Raw genomic sequence first — 16,513 nt, forward strand, 5'->3', positions numbered from 1 at the left:
TGAATGTCGATACAGCCTAGAGCTGTTGCAGTTGGCAGCCCTGCGCGTCCACGCGCAGCACCGAACCCTGTTCGTACCAGTCGCCGAGCACGATGCGGGTGCAGGCGCGGCCCTCCACGTCCAGCGCATGCACCGCTGGCCGGTGGGTGTGACCATGGATCATCCGCGCCACGCCGTAGCGGGCGAAGGTGGCGGCGACTTCGGCCGGGGCCACGTCGGTGACGGTTTCGAACTGCGCGCTGTCGTCCTGTTTCAACTCGGCCTGGCGCGCCTGGCTGGCGGCGCGCGCCTGCTGCGCGTAGGCGATGCGCGCGGCCAGCGGCTGCGCCAGGAACTGCTGCTGGAAGGCCGGGTCGCGGGTCTGCGCGCGGAACGCCTGGTAGGCGGTGTCGTCGGTGCACAGCAGGTCGCCGTGCAGCAGCAGGGTCGGCTCGCCGTACAGATCGATCACGCAGGGATCGGGCAGCAGGCGCAGGCCGGCGCGCCGCGCGTAGTCGGCGCCGAGCAGGAAGTCGCGGTTGCCGTGCATGAAGAACACCGGCACCCCGGCCTCGTGCAGCGCGTGCAGCTCCACCGCCACCGCATCGGCCGCCTCGGACGGCGTGTCGTCGCCGATCCAGGCCTCGAACAGGTCGCCGAGGATGTACAACGCCTCGGCCTGCCGCGCCTGCCCGCGCAGGAAGTCGAGAAACAGCGCGGTGATCGCCGGCCGTGCCGGGTCCAGATGCAGGTCGGAGATGAACAGCGTGGTCATTTGGCCATTGTAGTACCGCCGGGAATGGAGAAACGGGAATCGGGAATGGCAAAAGCCCTCGCCGTTCCTATTCCCTATTCCCGGTTCCCCATTCCCAGCCTCATACCAACCACAACGACACGCCCGCCAACAACGTGCCGATGCCGGTGGCGGCGAGGACGTCGCTGGGGTAGTGCAGGCCCAGCACCACCCGCGACAGCGCCACGCAGGCGATGAAGGGCACCAGCAGGGGCGCCAGCCAGGGATAGTAGGCCAGGGCGACGATCCCGAAGGACACCGCGTGCAGGGTGTGGCCGGAGGGGAAGCTGAACTCGTCCAGCGGCGCCACCCAGGCGCGGATGCGCATATCGGCGGCGTACGGACGCGGGCGGCGGGTCCAGCGCTTCAGACCCTTGTACAGGCTCAGCGCGACCACGCCGGTGGCGGCCATGTGCGCGGAGGCGAACACGCCGTCCATGCCGTCGCACAGCACCAGCAGGGTCATCAGCGCGTACCAGAACACGCCGTCGCCGAGGCGGCTGATCACCGCGAAGAAGCGTCGCACCGAGCGCCGCCGGCACCAGTGGTTGGCGCGCCGGCACCATCGGGTCTCGTGCCCGCGCAGGATCTCAAGCCGCGTCGACATGCGTCCTCCGGGTGTCCGCCAGTTGGTTGAGCAGGGCATCGAAATCGGCCACCACGCGCTCCGGGCGCAGTTGCTGCATCGACGCGCAGGCCGCCTCGCCGAGACGCTGGCGCAGCGCGTCGTCGCTGCCCAGGCGCAGCGCGGCGGCGATGAAGGCCTCGTCGTCGGCCACCGCCGCACCATTGATGCCGTCGCGCAGGTATTCGCGTGCCGCGCCGTAGTCGAAGGCGACGGTGGCCACGCCACTGGCCATCGCTTCCAGGGTCACGTTGCCGAAGGTCTCGCTGCGGCTGGGGAACAGGAACAGGTCGCCGCTGGCGAAATGCCGCGCCAGCGCGTCGCCGCGCTGGATGCCGCAGAAAATGAAGTCGGGATTCTCCTGCGCCAGACGCTCGCGCAGCGGGCCGTCGCCGACCCAGACGAAGCGCGCCCGCGGACGCTGCTGCTGCAGCTGGCGGAACGCGCGCACCGCCAGCGGCAGGTTCTTCTCCGACGCGATGCGGCCCACGTAGAGCACCGCGCAGTCGTCGTCCTGCAGGCCCCACTGCGCGCGCAACTGCGGATCGCGGCGCTGCGGCTCGAACTGCTTGCTGTCCACCGCGCGCGCCAGCAGGCGCACCCGCTCGAAACCCTGGGTGGCGAGGAAGTCGCGCAGTTCGCGGGTCGGGACCAGGGTCGCCTGGGCCTGGTTGTGGAAGCGCCGCATCCAGCGCAGCGCGGTCGACTGCAGCCAGGCCGCGCCGTACTGCGGCAGGTACTCGTCGAAGCGGGTGTGGAAGCCGGTGGCGATCGGAATGCCCAGGCGCCGCGCGCTGCGCAGCGCCGACCAGCCCAGCGGGCCCTCGGTGGCGATGTACACCGCATCCGGCGGCGCCGCCTGCCACAGCTTGGTCAGGCGCCGCGGCGCGGGCAGGCCGAACTTCAGTCCGGGGTAGCGCGGCAGCGCCGCACCGCGCACCAGCCGCAGATCCGCCGGGTCGGCGTCGCCGGCCTGGCGCGGACGCACCACGTCGACGGTATGGCCGCGCGCGCGCAGCCCCAGTTCCAGCCCCTGCACGGTCAGCGCGACGCCGTTGACCTCAGGGGGATACGTCTCGGTGACGATCGCGTAGCGCATGCGGGGGCTCCGGTTTGACAAAGCCTCGCGCAATGCAGTGAAGCGAACATGTCCAGCGCATGTAGGAACGATGACGCTAAAAGCCGGGATTGGGGATTCGGGATTGGGGATTCGGGGTTTTTCGCAAGTGCGTCGCCGTGCCGCTTTTCTGTGGGAGGGGCTTCAGCCCCGACGCGGTATCGGTAAGGCGTCGGGGCTGAAGCCCCTCCCACAAAAAAGCCGCGGTGTCGCGGCTTCACGAGGGGCGGGTTTTCTTTCAAAAACCGGCACTTTTCTCATCAAATCGCTTGACTACGATTTGACCGCGGACAGCATGCTGCCGTCCCGAATCCCGAATCCCGAATCCCGAATCCCGAATCCCGAATCCCGAATCCCGAATCCCGAATCCCGAATCCCGAATCCCGAATCCCGGCTTTCAAGCGACAAATGGACGGAAATTGATCCCCAACCCGGCCATGCCCTCGACCTCGCCGATCAGGTCGGCACGCTGCAACGGCCGCGACTCGATCCACGGCTGCGACAGGATCAGGTGCAGGTTGGCGCCGTCGGCCTTCAGTTCCAGCGCCGGGATCGGGTCGGCTTCATGCGCGCGGTGCAGCAGCACCGCCAGGCGCAGCAGCGCGGCCTTGCGCTTGGCGCTGAGCAGCAGGCGGTCGGGCAGTGCGTCGAACGCGGTCTTGGACACGTTGCGGCGGTGCGTGCGCACCAGCGTGGCCAGCACCTGCTGCTCCTGCCGCGAGAAGCCGGCAATGTCCGAGTGCTCCAGCACGTAGGCGCCGTGCACGTGGTACTGGCTGTGCGCGATGGCCTGGCCGAGTTCGTGCAGGCGCGCGGCCCAGCCGAGCATGCGCGCGTCGTCGGCATCCAGCGCCCAGTCGCCGGCGACCTGCTCGAACAGCGCCATCGCGGTGTGCTCCACGCGCGCGGCCTGCGCCTCGTCGATGCCGTAGCGCTGGGTCAGCGCGGCGATCGCGGTTTCGCGCGGATCGTTCTCGCCGCCGCGGCCGAGCATGTCGTAGAGGATGCCTTCGCGCATGGCCGCCTTGCTCACCATCAGCCGTTGCAGGCCCAAGGCCTGGAATGCCGCCTCCAGCACCAGCACGCCGCCGGCGATGATCGGCCGGCGGTCGGCGGACAGGCCGGGCAGGTCGATGTCCTCGATGCGCTTGGCCAGCAGCAGGCGGTCGCGCAACTGCGGCAGCGCCTCGGCGGTGATCGCGCCCTTGGTCAGCTTCATCGCCGCGCAGATCTCGCCGATCGCCTTGTGCGTGCCGGACGAGCCCAGCGCCTCGTGCCAGCCCAGCGCACGGTACTGCCCGGCGAACTGCTGGAACTCGGCGCCGATCTCGGTCAGCGCGTCCTTCCACTTCTTCTTGGACAGCTTGCCGCCCGGGAAGAAGCGCCGCGTGCTGGCGATGCAGCCGGCCTGCAGGCTCTCGCGTTCCAGGGTCTGGAAGCCGCTGCCGATGATGAACTCGGTGGAGCCGCCGCCGATGTCGATCACCAGGCGGCGTTCGTCCGGCTTGGGCGGCTGCGCATGGGCCACGCCGAGGTAGATCAGGCGCGCTTCCTCGCGGCCGCTGACCACTTCGATCGGATGGCCGAGCGCGGTTTCGCCGGGAATCAGGAAGGTCTGCGGCGAGCGCAGCTGGCGCACGGTGTTGGTGGCCAGCGCGCGCACCCGCAGCGAGGGCAGGTCGCGGAGGCGCTGGCCGAAGCGCGCCAGGCATTCCAGCGCGCGCTGTCGCGCCTCGGTGGACAGTCCGCCCTTGTTGTCCAGGCCGTCGGCCATGCGCACGGTCTCGCGCAGGCGGTCCACCACCCGCAGCTGCCCGAGCTGGTAGCGGGCGATGACCATGTGGAAGCTGTTGGAACCCAGGTCGATGGCGGCCAGCAGGTCGCCGTCGCGCAGCGGCGGATGAGTGGGGGAGGTGGCAGGCATGGCGGAATGGTAGCCGATGCGCGGCGCGCGCCGTTGGCGCTGCGCCGCGGTGTGCTCAGAGCCCGTCGAGCAGGGCCAGCTGCGCCGAATGCGGCGGCTGGTCCTGGCCCGGGGCCAGCTTGCGGTAGTTGCCGTCGGCGTCCAGTTCCCAGGCGTTGAGATTGTCGGCCAGGTAGTTCTGCAGCACCTCGCGGTGGATGCGCTTGACCAGGTCCGGATCCAGGATCGGGAAGCCGGTCTCCACGCGCCGCAGCAGGTTGCGTTCCAGCCAGTCGGCGCTGGCGCAGAACAGTTCCGGCGCACCGTCGTTGCCGAACCAGTAGACCCGGCTGTGCTCGAGGAAGCGGCCGACGATCGAGCGCACCCGGATGTTGTCGGACACGCCCGGCACGCCCGGGCGCAGGGTGCAGGCGCCGCGCACGATCAGGTCGATCTTGACCCCGGCCTGCGAGGCCGCGTACAGCGCGCGGATCACCTGCGGCTCGTTGAGCGCGTTCATCTTGGCGATGATGCGGCCCGGGCGGCCGGCATGCGCCAGCTTGGTCTCGCGCTCGATCCGGTGCAGCACGCCCGGGTGCAGGGTGAAGGGCGATTGCAGCAGGCGCTTGAGGCGGATCTTCGGCGCCAGCCCGGACAACTGCTGGAACAGCAGGTGCACGTCGTTGCCGATGTCCACGTCGGAGGTGATGAGGCTCAGGTCGGTGTAGGCGCGCGCGGTGCCGCTGTGGTAGTTGCCGGTGCCCAGGTGCACGTAGCGGCGCAGCTTGCGGCCCTCGCGGCGCACGATCAGCAGCATCTTGGCGTGGGTCTTGTAGCCGACCACGCCGTACACCACCTGCACGCCGGCTTCCTGCAGGCGGTCGGCCAGGCCCAGGTTGGCCTCTTCATCGAAGCGCGCGCGCAGTTCCACCACCACGGTGACGTCCTTGCCGTTGCGCGCGGCCAGCACCAGCGCATCGACGATCGCCGAGTCCTTGCCGGTGCGGTACAGGGTCTGCTTGATCGCCAGCACGTTGGGGTCGATCGCGGCCTGCTTGATCAGGTCCAGCACCGCGGTGAAGGCGTCGAACGGGTGGTGCAGCAGCACGTCGCCGGCGGCGGCGATCTCGAAGATGCCTTCGCTGTCGCGCAGGGTGCGCGGATTCATCGCCGGATACTTCAGGTCTGGGCGCTGCACCAGGTCGTAGACCTGGTTGACCCGGCTCAGGTTGACCGGGCCGTTGATCCGGTAGACCGCGTTTTCCGGCAGTTCGAAGTTCTGCAGCAGGGTGCGCACGATCGACTTCGGGCAGTCCTCGGCGATTTCCAGTCGCACCGCCGGCCGGTAGCCGCGGTTGACCAGTTCGTCGCGCAGCGCCAGCGCCAGGTTCTCCACTTCCTCCTCGTCCACCACCAGTTCCGAGTTGCGGGTGACGCGGAACTGGTAGGAACCCATCACCTCCATGCCCGGGAACAGCTCGTCGACGAAGGTGGACAGCACCGAGGACAGGAACACGAAGCTCTGGCCGCCCTCGGCCAGGCTTTCCGGCAACTGGATGATGCGCGGCAGCGAGCGCGGCGCGCGCACGATCGCCAGGTGGCCGACGCGGCCGAACGCGTCGGTGCCCTTGAGCACCACCACGATGTTCAGCGACTTGTTGAGGATCTTCGGGAACGGGTGCGCCGGGTCCAGGCCCAGCGGCGACAGCACCGGCATGATCTCGTTGCGGAAGTAGGCGCGCAGCCAGCGCTTCTGCCGCGCGTTCCATGAATGCCGGCCGAGCACGCCGATGCCGGCGTCCTTCAGCGCCGGGCGCAGCACTTCGTTCCAGCAGCGGTACTGCTGGTCGACCAGTTGCGCGGCGCGGTCGTGGATCGAGGTGAGGATGGCGTTGGGGCTCATCCCGTCCGGCGCCGGCGGCAGCCCGAATTCCTGCGCGTGGCGCACGGTGGCGGCGCGGATCTCGAAGAACTCGTCGAGGTTGGTGCAGGAGATGCACAGGAAACGCAGCCGCTCCAGCAACGGCACCTGCGGATCCTGCGCCTGCGCCAGCACCCGGAAGTTGAAGTCCAGTTGCGACAGCTCGCGGTTGATGTACAGCGCGGGGTCGCGCAGCGGGTCGCTGGGAATGTCCGGGGGCGGCGTGGGCGGCAGGGCAGGGGCGCGGCGGGGCATGGTGTCTCTCGTTAGGCGGAGGTCAGGGTGGCATGGTCGTGCCGCGGATGCACGCGCCCGGCGCCGAAGTGGCAGGAGAAGGTGCTGCCCTTGCCGACTTCGCTCTCGATCTCCAGCCGCGCCTGGTGCAGGCCGAGCACGTGCTTGACGATCGACAGGCCCAGGCCGGTGCCGCCGCTCTCGCGCGAGCGGCTGCTGGAGACGCGGTAGAAGCGCTCGGTGATCCGCGGCAGGTGATGCGCGGGAATGCCGTAGCCGCTGTCGCGCACCGCCAGCACCGCGCCATCGCCCTCGCGGGCGAAGGTGATGCGGATGGTGCCGCCGGCCGCGGTATAGCGCACCGCGTTGGTGACCAGGTTGGAGAAGGCGCTGTGCAGTTCCTTGTTGGAGCCGACCAGGTCGCAATCGGCTTCGTCGTGGACCTCGATGCGGTGCCGGCCCTGGCTGTGCGCCTCGGCCTCGCGGCGCAGCGTGGCCAGCATCGGCGCCATCGCGATCGACTCCTCGTTGGCGTGTTCCTGCGATTCCAGCCGCGACAGGGTCAGCAGGTCCTCGACCAGCTGGGTCATGCGCTGCGACTGCTTGCGCATCTCGGCGATCATCGGCCCCGAATCCGGAAAGTCCTCCGGGTCGAGCATATCCAGGTAGCCGTGGACCACGGTCAGCGGCGTGCGCAACTCGTGCGAGACGTTGGCGACGAAATCCCGGCGCACCTGCTCCAGTTGCAGCAGCTTGCTGACGTCGCGCGCGACCAGCAGCCAGTGGTCGTCGGAATAGGGAATCAGGCGCAGGTTCAGGCGCAGGCGGTCGTCGACCGGGGAGGGCATGTCCAGCATCGGCTCGGCGTTGCGGCCGCCGCTGAGCCAGTGCGCCAGCGGCATCGGCTGCAGCCGCTCCACCACCGGCGCACCGAGGTCGCCGGGGTGGCGCAGGCCGAGCAGGGTGCCGGCTGCTTCGTTGAACCATTGGATGCGCTGGCTGTTGCGGTCCACCACCACCACCGCGTCCGGCAGCGCCGCGGCGGCGGCGCGGTAGGCGCGCAGCATGTCCAGCAGGCGCCGCTTGCGCACGCGCATTTCCGCCTGGCTGCGGTACAGCAGCCGGTCCAGTTCGTTCCACACGCCGGTGCCGGCCGGCGGCTCCCAGCGCTGGCGCGCGGTCAGCCGCCGCAGCACCCGCCGCAGCCGCCAGTAGTGCCAGCCCATCACCCCCAGCGACATCAGGGTCAGCGCCATCCACACATGGCCGCCGATCCAGCCGATCAGCAACGCCTGCAACAGCAGGCCGGCGAGCGTGCCGAGGGTCTTCAACCAGGCGGAGCGGATGTGGCGGGGCATCGGGAACGCACTCTGTCGCAAAGGATCGTGATCCGTCCGCCGTTATAGCAGGCGAAGGCGGCGGTCAGATGGACGCAGAGAAGCGATAGCCGGAACCGCGGACGGTCTGCACCATGTTTTCCACCGAGAACGGCTCCAGCGTCTTGCGCAGGCGGCGGATGTGCACGTCGATGGTGCGCTCTTCCACGTAGACGCTGCCGCCCCAGACGTGATCGAGCAACTGCGCGCGGCTGTAGACGCGCTCGGGATGGGTCATGAAGAAGTGCAGCAGGCGGTACTCGGTCGGGCCGATCGGCACCGGCGCCTCGCCGGCGAACACCCGGTGCGCGGCGCCGTCGATGCGCAGGCTGCCGACCGAGACGCTGCCGTCCTCGTCGTCCTCGCGGGTGCGGCGCATCACCGCGCGGATCCGCGCCAGCAGCTCGCGTGCCGAGAACGGCTTGACCACGTAGTCGTCGACGCCGGCCTCCAGGCCGCCGACGCGGTCGTTCTCCTCGCCGCGGGCGGTGAGCATGATGATCGGCACTTCGCGGGTCATCGCATCCTTGCGCCAGCGCCGGGCCAGTTCAAGGCCGCTGGTGCCGGGCAGCATCCAGTCCAGCAGGATCAGGTCCGGGACCCGGTCGGCGATCGAGGTCTGCGCTTCGCGGGCATCGCCGGCGTGCACCGGCTCGAAGTCGCCCTTGCGTAGGGCGAACGCGACCATGTCGCGGATGGCCGGCTCGTCGTCGACGATCAGGATGCGTTTCTGCACAACGGCACCGTGGAACTGGGGAGGAAGGTCGCCAGTAGACTACGGTTTTATTACGTTTGAGTGACGCCTGACACGGGCGCGTTTCAGCGCCGTTGCATGTCCGGGTCCTGCACGCCCTGGCGGCGCAGTTCCAGCACCGTCGGGGTGATCGCGGCGATGCGGGCGTCGATGCGCGCGCGCGCCACGTAGTCCAGGTCGCTGCGCTTCTTCAGGTTGCTCAGCTGGATCAGGGCCTGCTCCGGATGCCCGTTCAGGTAGGCCGCCTCGGCATACGCCTCGCCGGCCCGGGTGTCGTCGCCGGCCAGTTCGCAGGCACGGGCGAAGGTGCGCTGGAACACCGGGTCCTCCGCGGCCGCCCCGAGCAGCGGCCGCAGCACCGCCTGGGCGCGCTGGCCGGCCTGGCGGCCGCCCTGTTCGTTGAGGGCGGTCGCATAGCTCAGCGCCACTGCCCGGTTGCTGGGCATGCGCTTGACCAGCGCCTCGAAGCGCTGGTCGGCGGCCTGGTTGCGGCCGGCCTTGGCCTCGGCCTCGGCCACCGCCACGGTCAGCCACCAGTTGTCCGGGTGCGCCTGCAGCAGGCTTTCCAGCGTCTGCGCGACCTCCTGCGCACTGCCGCCGGCACGCAGCCGGGCCAGCGCCAGGCCATAGCGCTGGGCATCGCTCAGGCCCTGTTTGCTGCCCTGGCGCAGGCCTTCGTACTCGCGGATCGCATCGGCCGGGGTGTTGGCGCTGAACACCCGCAGTCGCTCGCGGGCCCATTCGAACTGGCCGCTGGGGCCGCGCGCGTAGTTGGCGAACGGCAGTTGCAGGCCGCCGGGCAGCAGCGGATTGCTGGGCGCGCCCAGCGGCTGGCTCAGCGACACGTCGTTCGGATCGACCCGCTCCTTCAGGGTGCCGCCGGGCACGCTGGTGGTCAGGGTCAGGGTGTTCTTCTTCATCTGCTCGGCGCGCTCGCGGGCCTCGCTGATGCGGGTGGTGGTGACCGGGTGGGTCATCAGGAAGTCCGGGGTGCTGTAGCCGCCCTGGTTGCCGCGCATCGCCAGCGACATGCGCTCGAAGAAGCCGGCCATCGCGTCGACGTCGTAGCCGCTGCGCGCCAGGGTGCGGATGCCCAGGCGGTCGGCCTCCGATTCGTTGGAGCGGGTGTAGTCGATCTGCCGCTGCTGCATCAGCCCCAGGCCGCTGGCGATCGCCGCCTGGGTGGCGTCGCCGCTGGAGCGCCCGCCGGCCTGCTGCGCCGCGACCACCGCGGCGAGCATGCCGAGCAGGATCGGGATCTGGTCGCGCTGCGCCCGCTCGACCCCGCGCAGCACGTGCTGCTGGGTGACGTGGGCGATCTCGTGCGACAGCACCGCGGCCACCTCGTCCTCGCGCTCGGCGGTCAGTACCAACCCGGCGTTGACCGCCACGTAGCCGCCGAGGGTGGCGAAGGCGTTGATCTGGCGGTCGCGCAGCATGAAGAAGGTGAACTTCTGCTGGGGCTGGTCGCTGTTGGCGCCGAGCCGGGTGCCCATGGTCTGCAGCCAGTCGTCGATCAGCGGGTCCTCTAGCACGTAGCCGTAGCTGCGCAGCTCGGCCAGCATCATCTTGCCGTACTCGGCCTGGCGCGCCGGGGTCAGCAGCTCGCCGGCCGAGGAGCCGATGTCCGGCAGCTTGTTCTCCTGGGCCGGCGCCACGGCGCAGGCGGTGGCCAGGGTGATCGCGAAGGCGAGCGGCAGCAGGCGCAAGACAGGCTCCAGGGGGCAGGCGGACGCCGGGTGGCGGCCGGGACGACGGTGAATCCGGGATGATTCGCAGTGTTGCGGCAGCGGCCTCGAAAATCCACCCGGCCGCTACCATAGTGGCTTGGACCTTCTACACCGCCCGGAGTTTCCCGTGGACAACCCAACTGCCGACACCGGCCACGCCGGCGGCCCGCCGATCACCCTCTATTCCACCGCGATCTGCCCGTACTGCGTGGCGGCCAAGAACTTCCTCAAGAGCAAGGGCCGCACCTGGAACGAGGTGCGGATCGACCTGGACCCGGCCGAGCGCGAGAAGATGGTCGCGCTGGCGCGGCGCACCAGCGTGCCGCAGATCTTCGTCGGCGACGTCCACGTCGGCGGCTATGACGACATGATGGCGCTGCACCGCGCCGGCAAGCTGGAGCCGCTGCTCGACGGCCACGCCCCCGAGGCGCAGGCATGAGCGGCGCTGCGACGGGCGAGGGTGGCGCCTCCGGGGAGGACCGGGTCCGCGCGTTCACCGAGTTCCGCCAGCGCATGAACCAGCGCATCCTGGCCGAGCCGAACCAGGTGGTGCGGCGCTTCTTCGCGCTCGACACCCAGACCTACCAGGCCGGCGCGCTGGACGTGAAGACCAAGGAACTGCTCGGCCTGGTCGCCTCGCTGGTGCTGCGCTGCGACGACTGCATCAGCTACCACGTGGCCCAGTGCAAGGAGGCCGGGGTCAGCCGCGAGGAGTTCTTCGAGACGTTCTCGGTGGGCCTGGTGGTCGGCGGCTCCATCGTGATCCCGCACCTGCGTCGCGCCGTGGACTTCCTCGACACGCTGGAGGCCGGCGCCGCCGCGCCAGCGCAGCACGCGCACGACTGAGCCGCTTCGGGCTGCCCCGATGGCCACCGGCGCCCGCGCCGGAGGCCGTCCGGTTTTGGGCGCCTTCACCGGCTTCGGGCATAATTACCGCTGAAACCTCCTTGCGCCTGCAGCCCCGGTTCCCGGGCGGCGCTCCCCCCTCTTGTACGGAAACCGCAACCCTATGACGCAGACAATCACGGTCATCCGTGGCGATGGCATCGGCCCGGAGATCATGGACGCCACGCTGTTCGTGCTCGACGCGCTGAACGCCGGCCTCACCTACGAATACGCCGATGCGGGCCTGGTGGCGCTGGAGAAGCACGGCGACCTGCTGCCGGCCGCCACGCTGGAGTCGATCCGCAAGAACAAGGTGGCGCTGAAGAGCCCGCTGACCACGCCGGTGGGCGAGGGCTTCAGCTCGATCAACGTGGCCATGCGCCGCCAGTTCGACCTGTACGCCAACGTGCGTCCGGCCAAGTCGTTCCCCAACACCAAGTCGCGCTTCGGCGCCGGCGTGGACCTGATCACCGTGCGCGAGAACACCGAAGGCGCCTACCTGAGCGAAGGCCAGGAAGTGTCCGCCGACGGCGAGACCGCGCTGTCGATGGCCAAGGTGACCCGCAAGGGTTCCGAGCGCATCGTCCGCTACGCCTTCGACCTGGCCCGCGCGACCGGCCGCAAGAAGGTCACCGCGGTGCACAAGGCCAACATCATCAAGTCCACCTCGGGCCTGTTCCTGAAGGTGGCGCGCGACGTGGCGGCGAACTACCCGGAGATCGAATTCCAGGAAATGATCGTCGACAACGCCTGCATGCAGTTGGTGATGCGCCCGGAGCAGTTCGACATCATCGTCACCACCAACCTGTTCGGCGACATCCTGTCGGACCTGTGCGCCGGCCTGGTCGGCGGCCTGGGTCTGGCCCCGGGCGCCAACATCGGCGTGGACGCGGCGATCTTCGAAGCCGTGCACGGCTCGGCCCCGGACATCGCCGGGCAGGGCAAGGCCAACCCGTGCGCGCTGCTGCTGGGCGCGGCGCAGCTGCTGGACCATATCGGCCAGCCGCAGAACGCCGAGCGCCTGCGCAACGCCATCGTCGCCACGCTGGAAGCCAAGGACGGTCTGACCCCGGACCTGGGTGGCAGCGGCAACACCATGGGCTTCGCCAAGGCCATCGCCAGCCGCCTCTGAGCGTCCGGAAGATCGTAGAAAAAAGAAAGGGCGCCCCAGGGCGCCCTTTCTTTTGCTCGGAAACTTGTCTGAAGCCAAGCCCGCTCATCGATCAAGGGGAGTTCGCTTTTACGATTCCCCAATCCCGATTCCCGACTCCCGGCTTCAATTCCGCGACTGCAGCTTCGACAGCAGGCGCAGGAACTCCAGGTACAGCCACACCAGCGTCACCATCAGGCCGAACGCGCCGTACCACTCCATGTACTTGGGTGCGCCCTGTTCGACGCCGCTCTCGATGAAGTCGAAGTCCAGTACCAGGTTCAGCGCCGCCACCACCACCACGAACAGGCTGAACAGGATGCCGACCGTGCCGGAGGCGTGGATGTAGGGGATCTGGATGTTGAAGAAGCCAAGCACCATCGTGGCCAGATACACCAGCGCGATGCCGCCGGTGGCCGCGACCACGCCCAGCTTGAAGTTCTCGGTGGCCTTGATCATGCCGCTGCGGTAGGCGAACAACATCGCGAACAGGGTGCCGAAGGTCAGCAGCACGGCCTGCAGCACGATGCCGTTGAAGCGCACTTCGTACATCGCCGAGATCGATCCCAGGAAGAAGCCTTCCACCAGCGCGTACAGCGGCGCGGTGATGGGCGACCATTCCTTCTTGAAGATCGTGATCAGGGCCAGGATGAAGCCGCCGATCAGGCCGCCCAGCGCGTAGCCGGCCACGCCAGGAGCGATCATCGCGTTGCCCGCGGCATCGATCGAAACCGACTGGCTCCAGGCGAATACGGCGGTGAGCGCTGTCAGCATCAACAGGATGCCGGTCTTGTTGGCGGTGCCGTTCAGGGTCATCGCACCGCTGTCGCGCGCGACGACCGTGCCGTTGCCGGGCGAGACCACGTTGCCGCTGTGCAGATCGAGGAAGGTGGATTCCTTCAGGGCGGGGTTGCCGCTGCGAAGCATGCTGTTTTCTCCTTCAAAATGGCTCTCGGCCGATGCCGATGGCAAGCCGTGAGCATAGCGCAGGCGATGTTGCGTGCATGCGACGTTGACAGCGGGCCGCAAGCTTCCCACAATAGCCGACCTTTCCGGCCTTGGCCGCGAGGGATGTTCCGCCGGGGTATAGCGCAGTCTGGTAGCGCGCCTGCTTTGGGAGCAGGATGTCGGGGGTTCGAATCCCTCTACCCCGACCAATCCGATGTCCAACGGCGGAAAGGAATGCGACAATCCAGCCAGGGCGCCCGTAGCTCAACTGGATAGAGCACCGGCCTTCTAAGCCGGCGGTTACAGGTTCGATTCCTGTCGGGCGCGCCACACCGGCGCCGGGCGGGAGATGCAAGGTTCAATGGTGGCTGTAGCTCAGTTGGTTAGAGTACTGGATTGTGATTCCAGATGTCGGGGGTTCGAGTCCCCTCAGCCACCCCATTGATCGCGTGACCCGATGCTTCGCGGGGTGTTGCAACGAAGCAAAAAAGCACATAGAATGTGCGACTCAGTTTCAGGGCCGTTAGCTCAGTTGGTAGAGCAGTTGACTCTTAATCAATAGGTCCAAGGTTCGAATCCTTGACGGCCCACCAAAACGAAAGGCACCTGCTCCGGCAGGTGCCTTTTTCTTTGCCGGCCGGCCTGCAACAATGTGCCGGCAGGCGCCTTCCGGCGCCGCAGCGCGAAAGTGGCGGAATTGGTAGACGCCCTGGTTTTAGGTACCAGTGCCGCAAGGCGTAGGGGTTCGAGTCCCCTCTTTCGCACCATCCAGCCCCCGATGGCCCCTTGTGGCGATGGCGGGTTCGCCGTCGCCACGGCGGCCTCCCGGCCCTGCGCTGGCAGGCGCCGCGGGAATAGGCGAAACTATCCGGCTGCGGCGGCTGTCCCGTGCCCGCGCCAACCCGTACTTTTCTACATCGTGCCGAGAGCCGTGGGCTCCCGGTGGCAGGAGTCCACATGCAAGCTTCGATCGAAACCACCGGTACCCTGGAACGGCGTCTGACCTTCACCCTGCCGGAGGATCGCCTGGAAACCCATGTCGGCGGCCGCCTGCGCGAAGTCGCGCGCACCGCGCGGATCAAGGGCTTCCGTCCGGGCAAGATTCCGGCCAAGGTGATCGAGCAGCGCTTCGGGCCGCAGATCCGCGCCGAGGCGCTGGACGGCCTGCTGCGCGAGACCTTCGACTCGGCCGTGCGCGAGCACGAACTGCGCCTGGCCGGCAACCCGCGCATCGACCGTGCCGGCGACAACGAACTGCAGTTCGTGGCCACCTTCGAAGTGGTGCCGGACTTCGGCGACATCGACGTCTCGACGCTGCAGGTGATCCGCCACACCGCCGAGGTCACCGACGCCGACATCGAGCAGATGATCGAGAACCTGCGCCTGCAGCGTCGTACCTGGCAGCCGGCCGCGCGTCCGGCGCAGGACGGCGACCTGGTGACCCTGGAGACCTGGTCGCAGGTCGGCGACGAGCGCCTGCCGGCCGAGGGCGTGGAGAAGGGCAGCAGCGTGATCGGCTCGGGCGTCATGTTCCCGGCGATCGAGCAGGGCCTGGTCGGCCTGTCCAAGGACGAAGAGAAGACGCTGACCGTCGACTTCCCGGCCGACTGGCGCGTGCCGCAGTTCGCCGGCAAGCAGGTCCAGGTCCATGTGAAGGCGGTCGACGTCGCCGCGCCGGTGCTGCCGGACGTGGACAAGGAGTTCATCAAGAGCTTCGGCGTGAAGAGCGGCGATGCCGAGCAGTTCCGCAAGGACATCCGCATCAACCTCGAGCGCGAGCTCAAGGGCGCGCTGATGAACCGCCTGCGTCGCGAAGTCGGCGAGCAGCTGATCGCCGCCTACGCCTCGGTCGAAATGCCGCCGCGCCTGGTCGAGAACGAAGCGCGCGCCATGCTGGCGCAGCAGGTCGAGCAGATGCGCCGTTCCGGCCGCGACCCGGGTCAGGTGCCGGACGACGCCCACCAGGGCTTCATGGACGCCGCGCGCAAGCGCGTGCTGGTCGGCCTGCTGGTCGGCGAGGTCGCCCGCCGCAACGAACTGCGCCTGGACCCGAAGCGGGTCTCGGAGACGCTGCGCCTGATCGCCTCGACCTACGAAGAGCCCGAGCAGGTCATTGAGATGTACCGCAACGATCCCCAATTGATGGGGGGACTGCAGAGCCGTGTGATGGAAGAGCAGGTGATCGACTGGATCGCCGAGCGCGCCCAGCACACCGAGCAGGCGATGTCGTTCCAGGACGCGATCCGTCAATAAGACGACGCGTCGCCGCGTTGCGCAGCCGACCTGCGCGACGCGGATCCCCGTTTCATCCCCGCGGCGGCGGGGCGCAACACGATGCGAAGCCCTGCACACCCCCGTGCAGGGACGGACCCCGAGCAGCAGGAGATCACCGCGTGGACAATGTGACCAAGGCCTTGAATCTGGTTCCGATGGTGGTCGAACAGACCAGCCGCGGCGAGCGCGCCTACGACATCTATTCGCGCCTGCTGAAGGAGCGCCTGATCTTCCTGGTCGGCCCGATCGACGACCACATGGCCAATGTGATCGTGGCTCAGCTGCTGTTCCTGGAAGCGGACAATCCGGAGAAGGACATCAGCATCTACATCAATTCGCCGGGTGGCGTGGTCACCGCCGGCATGGCGATCTACGACACCATGCAGTACATCAAGCCGGACGTGAGCACCATCTGCGTCGGCCAGGCCGCCTCGATGGGCGCGCTGCTGCTGGCGTCGGGCGCGGCCGGCAAGCGCTATGCGCTGCCGAACTCGCGGGTGATGATCCACCAGCCGCTGGGCGGCTTCCAGGGCCAGGCCACCGACATCGACATCCACGCCCGCGAGATCCTGACGCTGCGCGCGCGGCTGAACGAAATCCTGGCCAAGCACACCGGCCAGTCGCTGGAAACCATCGCCCGCGACACCGAGCGCGACAACTTCAAGAGCGCCGTCGACGCGCAGGCCTACGGCCTCGTCGACCAGGTCCTGGAGCGTCGTCCGGATGAGTCCATCCAGCCGGCATAAGGCTTGCATGTACTGCAAAACGCAGCGTATTCCGCAGGGCCGGGGTCGGGCTAGCGTCCTCCCGGCCCTGTGCTATTC

The 16,513-nt window shown here is 68.5% G+C and carries 14 protein-coding genes and 5 tRNA genes; 10 read left to right on the forward strand and 9 right to left on the reverse strand.

The genetic code is table 11. The annotated features are described in order from the left end of the window. Positions 1-16 precede the first annotated feature (16 nt). The 8 genes from lpxH to CEK66_RS16090 all read right to left on the reverse strand — a co-directional run bounded on the left by lpxH (position 17) and on the right by CEK66_RS16090 (position 10,411). Positions 17-754 (reverse strand): UDP-2,3-diacylglucosamine diphosphatase, encoded by a 738-nt coding sequence (gene lpxH / locus CEK66_RS16055; RefSeq protein ID WP_017917391.1) that lies wholly within the window; start codon positions 752-754, stop codon positions 17-19. Between the two features lie 100 nt (positions 755-854). Further along, entirely contained in the window at positions 855-1,379 is a 525-nt protein-coding gene (locus CEK66_RS16060; protein WP_017907843.1) for a phosphatase PAP2 family protein, read from the reverse strand. Continuing rightward, on the reverse strand, positions 1,363-2,496 hold the full coding sequence (locus tag CEK66_RS16065; RefSeq protein WP_017907842.1) for a glycosyltransferase family 1 protein: 1,134 nt from the start codon (positions 2,494-2,496) through the stop codon (positions 1,363-1,365). The genes CEK66_RS16060 and CEK66_RS16065 overlap by 17 nt, the downstream gene beginning before the upstream one ends. 415 nt (positions 2,497-2,911) lie before the next feature. Beyond that, complete coding sequence (gene ppx / locus CEK66_RS16070) at positions 2,912-4,438, reverse strand: exopolyphosphatase (RefSeq protein WP_017907841.1); 1,527 nt, start codon at positions 4,436-4,438, stop codon at positions 2,912-2,914. A 55-nt stretch (positions 4,439-4,493) separates the two neighbouring features. Next, a complete protein-coding gene (ppk1, locus tag CEK66_RS16075; RefSeq protein ID WP_148828563.1) occupies positions 4,494-6,593 on the reverse strand; it encodes a polyphosphate kinase 1 in 2,100 nt (699 codons plus the stop codon). A gap of 11 nt (positions 6,594-6,604) precedes the next feature. Further along, positions 6,605-7,930: a phosphate regulon sensor histidine kinase PhoR gene (phoR, locus tag CEK66_RS16080; RefSeq protein WP_152237577.1), complete on the reverse strand. Its 1,326-nt coding sequence runs from the start codon at positions 7,928-7,930 to the stop codon at positions 6,605-6,607. Between the two features lie 64 nt (positions 7,931-7,994). Further along, complete coding sequence (gene phoB, locus CEK66_RS16085) at positions 7,995-8,684, reverse strand: phosphate regulon transcriptional regulator PhoB (RefSeq protein WP_017907838.1); 690 nt, start codon at positions 8,682-8,684, stop codon at positions 7,995-7,997. An 83-nt stretch (positions 8,685-8,767) separates the two neighbouring features. Then, positions 8,768-10,411 carry a M48 family metalloprotease gene (locus CEK66_RS16090; protein WP_017907837.1) on the reverse strand — a complete coding sequence of 548 codons (1,644 nt, stop codon included), beginning with the start codon at positions 10,409-10,411 and terminating at the stop codon, positions 8,768-8,770. Positions 10,412-10,559: 148 nt separating this feature from the next. On the opposite strand from CEK66_RS16090, the gene grxC reads away from it, so the two are divergent. From grxC to CEK66_RS16105, 3 genes are all read left to right on the forward strand, one after another. Further along, complete coding sequence (grxC, locus tag CEK66_RS16095) at positions 10,560-10,871, forward strand: glutaredoxin 3 (RefSeq protein WP_017907836.1); 312 nt, start codon at positions 10,560-10,562, stop codon at positions 10,869-10,871. After that, entirely contained in the window at positions 10,868-11,278 is a 411-nt protein-coding gene (locus CEK66_RS16100) for a carboxymuconolactone decarboxylase family protein (protein WP_148828564.1), read from the forward strand. The genes grxC and CEK66_RS16100 overlap by 4 nt, the downstream gene beginning before the upstream one ends. Before the next feature lie 163 nt (positions 11,279-11,441). Next, entirely contained in the window at positions 11,442-12,449 is a 1,008-nt protein-coding gene (locus tag CEK66_RS16105) for an isocitrate dehydrogenase (protein WP_017907834.1), read from the forward strand. Between the two features lie 144 nt (positions 12,450-12,593). On the opposite strand, the gene CEK66_RS16110 is transcribed toward CEK66_RS16105, so the two are convergent. Then, entirely contained in the window at positions 12,594-13,394 is an 801-nt protein-coding gene (locus CEK66_RS16110) for a Bax inhibitor-1/YccA family protein (protein ID WP_017917385.1), read from the reverse strand. A gap of 153 nt (positions 13,395-13,547) precedes the next feature. Here CEK66_RS16110 and CEK66_RS16115 point away from each other — a divergent pair. The 7 genes from CEK66_RS16115 (at position 13,548) to clpP (ending at position 16,435) form a co-directional block, all read left to right on the forward strand. Further along, positions 13,548-13,624: transfer RNA gene (locus tag CEK66_RS16115), tRNA-Pro, on the forward strand. A gap of 44 nt (positions 13,625-13,668) precedes the next feature. After that, positions 13,669-13,745: transfer RNA gene (locus CEK66_RS16120), tRNA-Arg, on the forward strand. Positions 13,746-13,779: 34 nt separating this feature from the next. Next, positions 13,780-13,856 (forward strand) — tRNA-His (locus CEK66_RS16125). A gap of 76 nt (positions 13,857-13,932) precedes the next feature. Continuing rightward, positions 13,933-14,008, forward strand: a tRNA-Lys gene (locus tag CEK66_RS16130). Between the two features lie 89 nt (positions 14,009-14,097). Then, positions 14,098-14,182: transfer RNA gene (locus CEK66_RS16135), tRNA-Leu, on the forward strand. Between the two features lie 190 nt (positions 14,183-14,372). Further along, complete coding sequence (gene tig / locus CEK66_RS16140; protein WP_152237578.1) at positions 14,373-15,668, forward strand: trigger factor; 1,296 nt, start codon at positions 14,373-14,375, stop codon at positions 15,666-15,668. A gap of 140 nt (positions 15,669-15,808) precedes the next feature. Then, entirely contained in the window at positions 15,809-16,435 is a 627-nt protein-coding gene (gene clpP / locus CEK66_RS16145; protein ID WP_017907831.1) for an ATP-dependent Clp endopeptidase proteolytic subunit ClpP, read from the forward strand. Positions 16,436-16,513 lie beyond the last annotated feature (78 nt).

This window comes from Xanthomonas sp. LMG 12460 (assembly GCF_009192895.1).
In the GTDB taxonomy this organism is placed as follows: Bacteria; Pseudomonadota; Gammaproteobacteria; order Xanthomonadales; family Xanthomonadaceae; genus Xanthomonas_A; species Xanthomonas_A sontii.

Excerpts from the sequence above, each read along its gene's own strand:
- ppk1 (WP_148828563.1), bottom strand. The coding sequence starts at position 6,593 with ATGCCCCGCCGCGCCCCTGCCCTGCCGCCCACGCCGCCCCCGGACATT.
- phoR (WP_152237577.1), bottom strand. The coding sequence starts at position 7,930 with ATGCCCCGCCACATCCGCTCCGCCTGGTTGAAGACCCTCGGCACGCTC.
- tig (WP_152237578.1), top strand. The coding sequence starts at position 14,373 with ATGCAAGCTTCGATCGAAACCACCGGTACCCTGGAACGGCGTCTGACC.
- CEK66_RS16105 (WP_017907834.1), top strand. The coding sequence starts at position 11,442 with ATGACGCAGACAATCACGGTCATCCGTGGCGATGGCATCGGCCCGGAG.
- CEK66_RS16065 (WP_017907842.1), bottom strand. The coding sequence starts at position 2,496 with ATGCGCTACGCGATCGTCACCGAGACGTATCCCCCTGAGGTCAACGGC.
- ppx (WP_017907841.1), bottom strand. The coding sequence starts at position 4,438 with ATGCCTGCCACCTCCCCCACTCATCCGCCGCTGCGCGACGGCGACCTG.
- CEK66_RS16110 (WP_017917385.1), bottom strand. The coding sequence starts at position 13,394 with ATGCTTCGCAGCGGCAACCCCGCCCTGAAGGAATCCACCTTCCTCGAT.
- CEK66_RS16100 (WP_148828564.1), top strand. The coding sequence starts at position 10,868 with ATGAGCGGCGCTGCGACGGGCGAGGGTGGCGCCTCCGGGGAGGACCGG.
- lpxH (WP_017917391.1), bottom strand. The coding sequence starts at position 754 with ATGACCACGCTGTTCATCTCCGACCTGCATCTGGACCCGGCACGGCCG.
- CEK66_RS16060 (WP_017907843.1), bottom strand. The coding sequence starts at position 1,379 with ATGTCGACGCGGCTTGAGATCCTGCGCGGGCACGAGACCCGATGGTGC.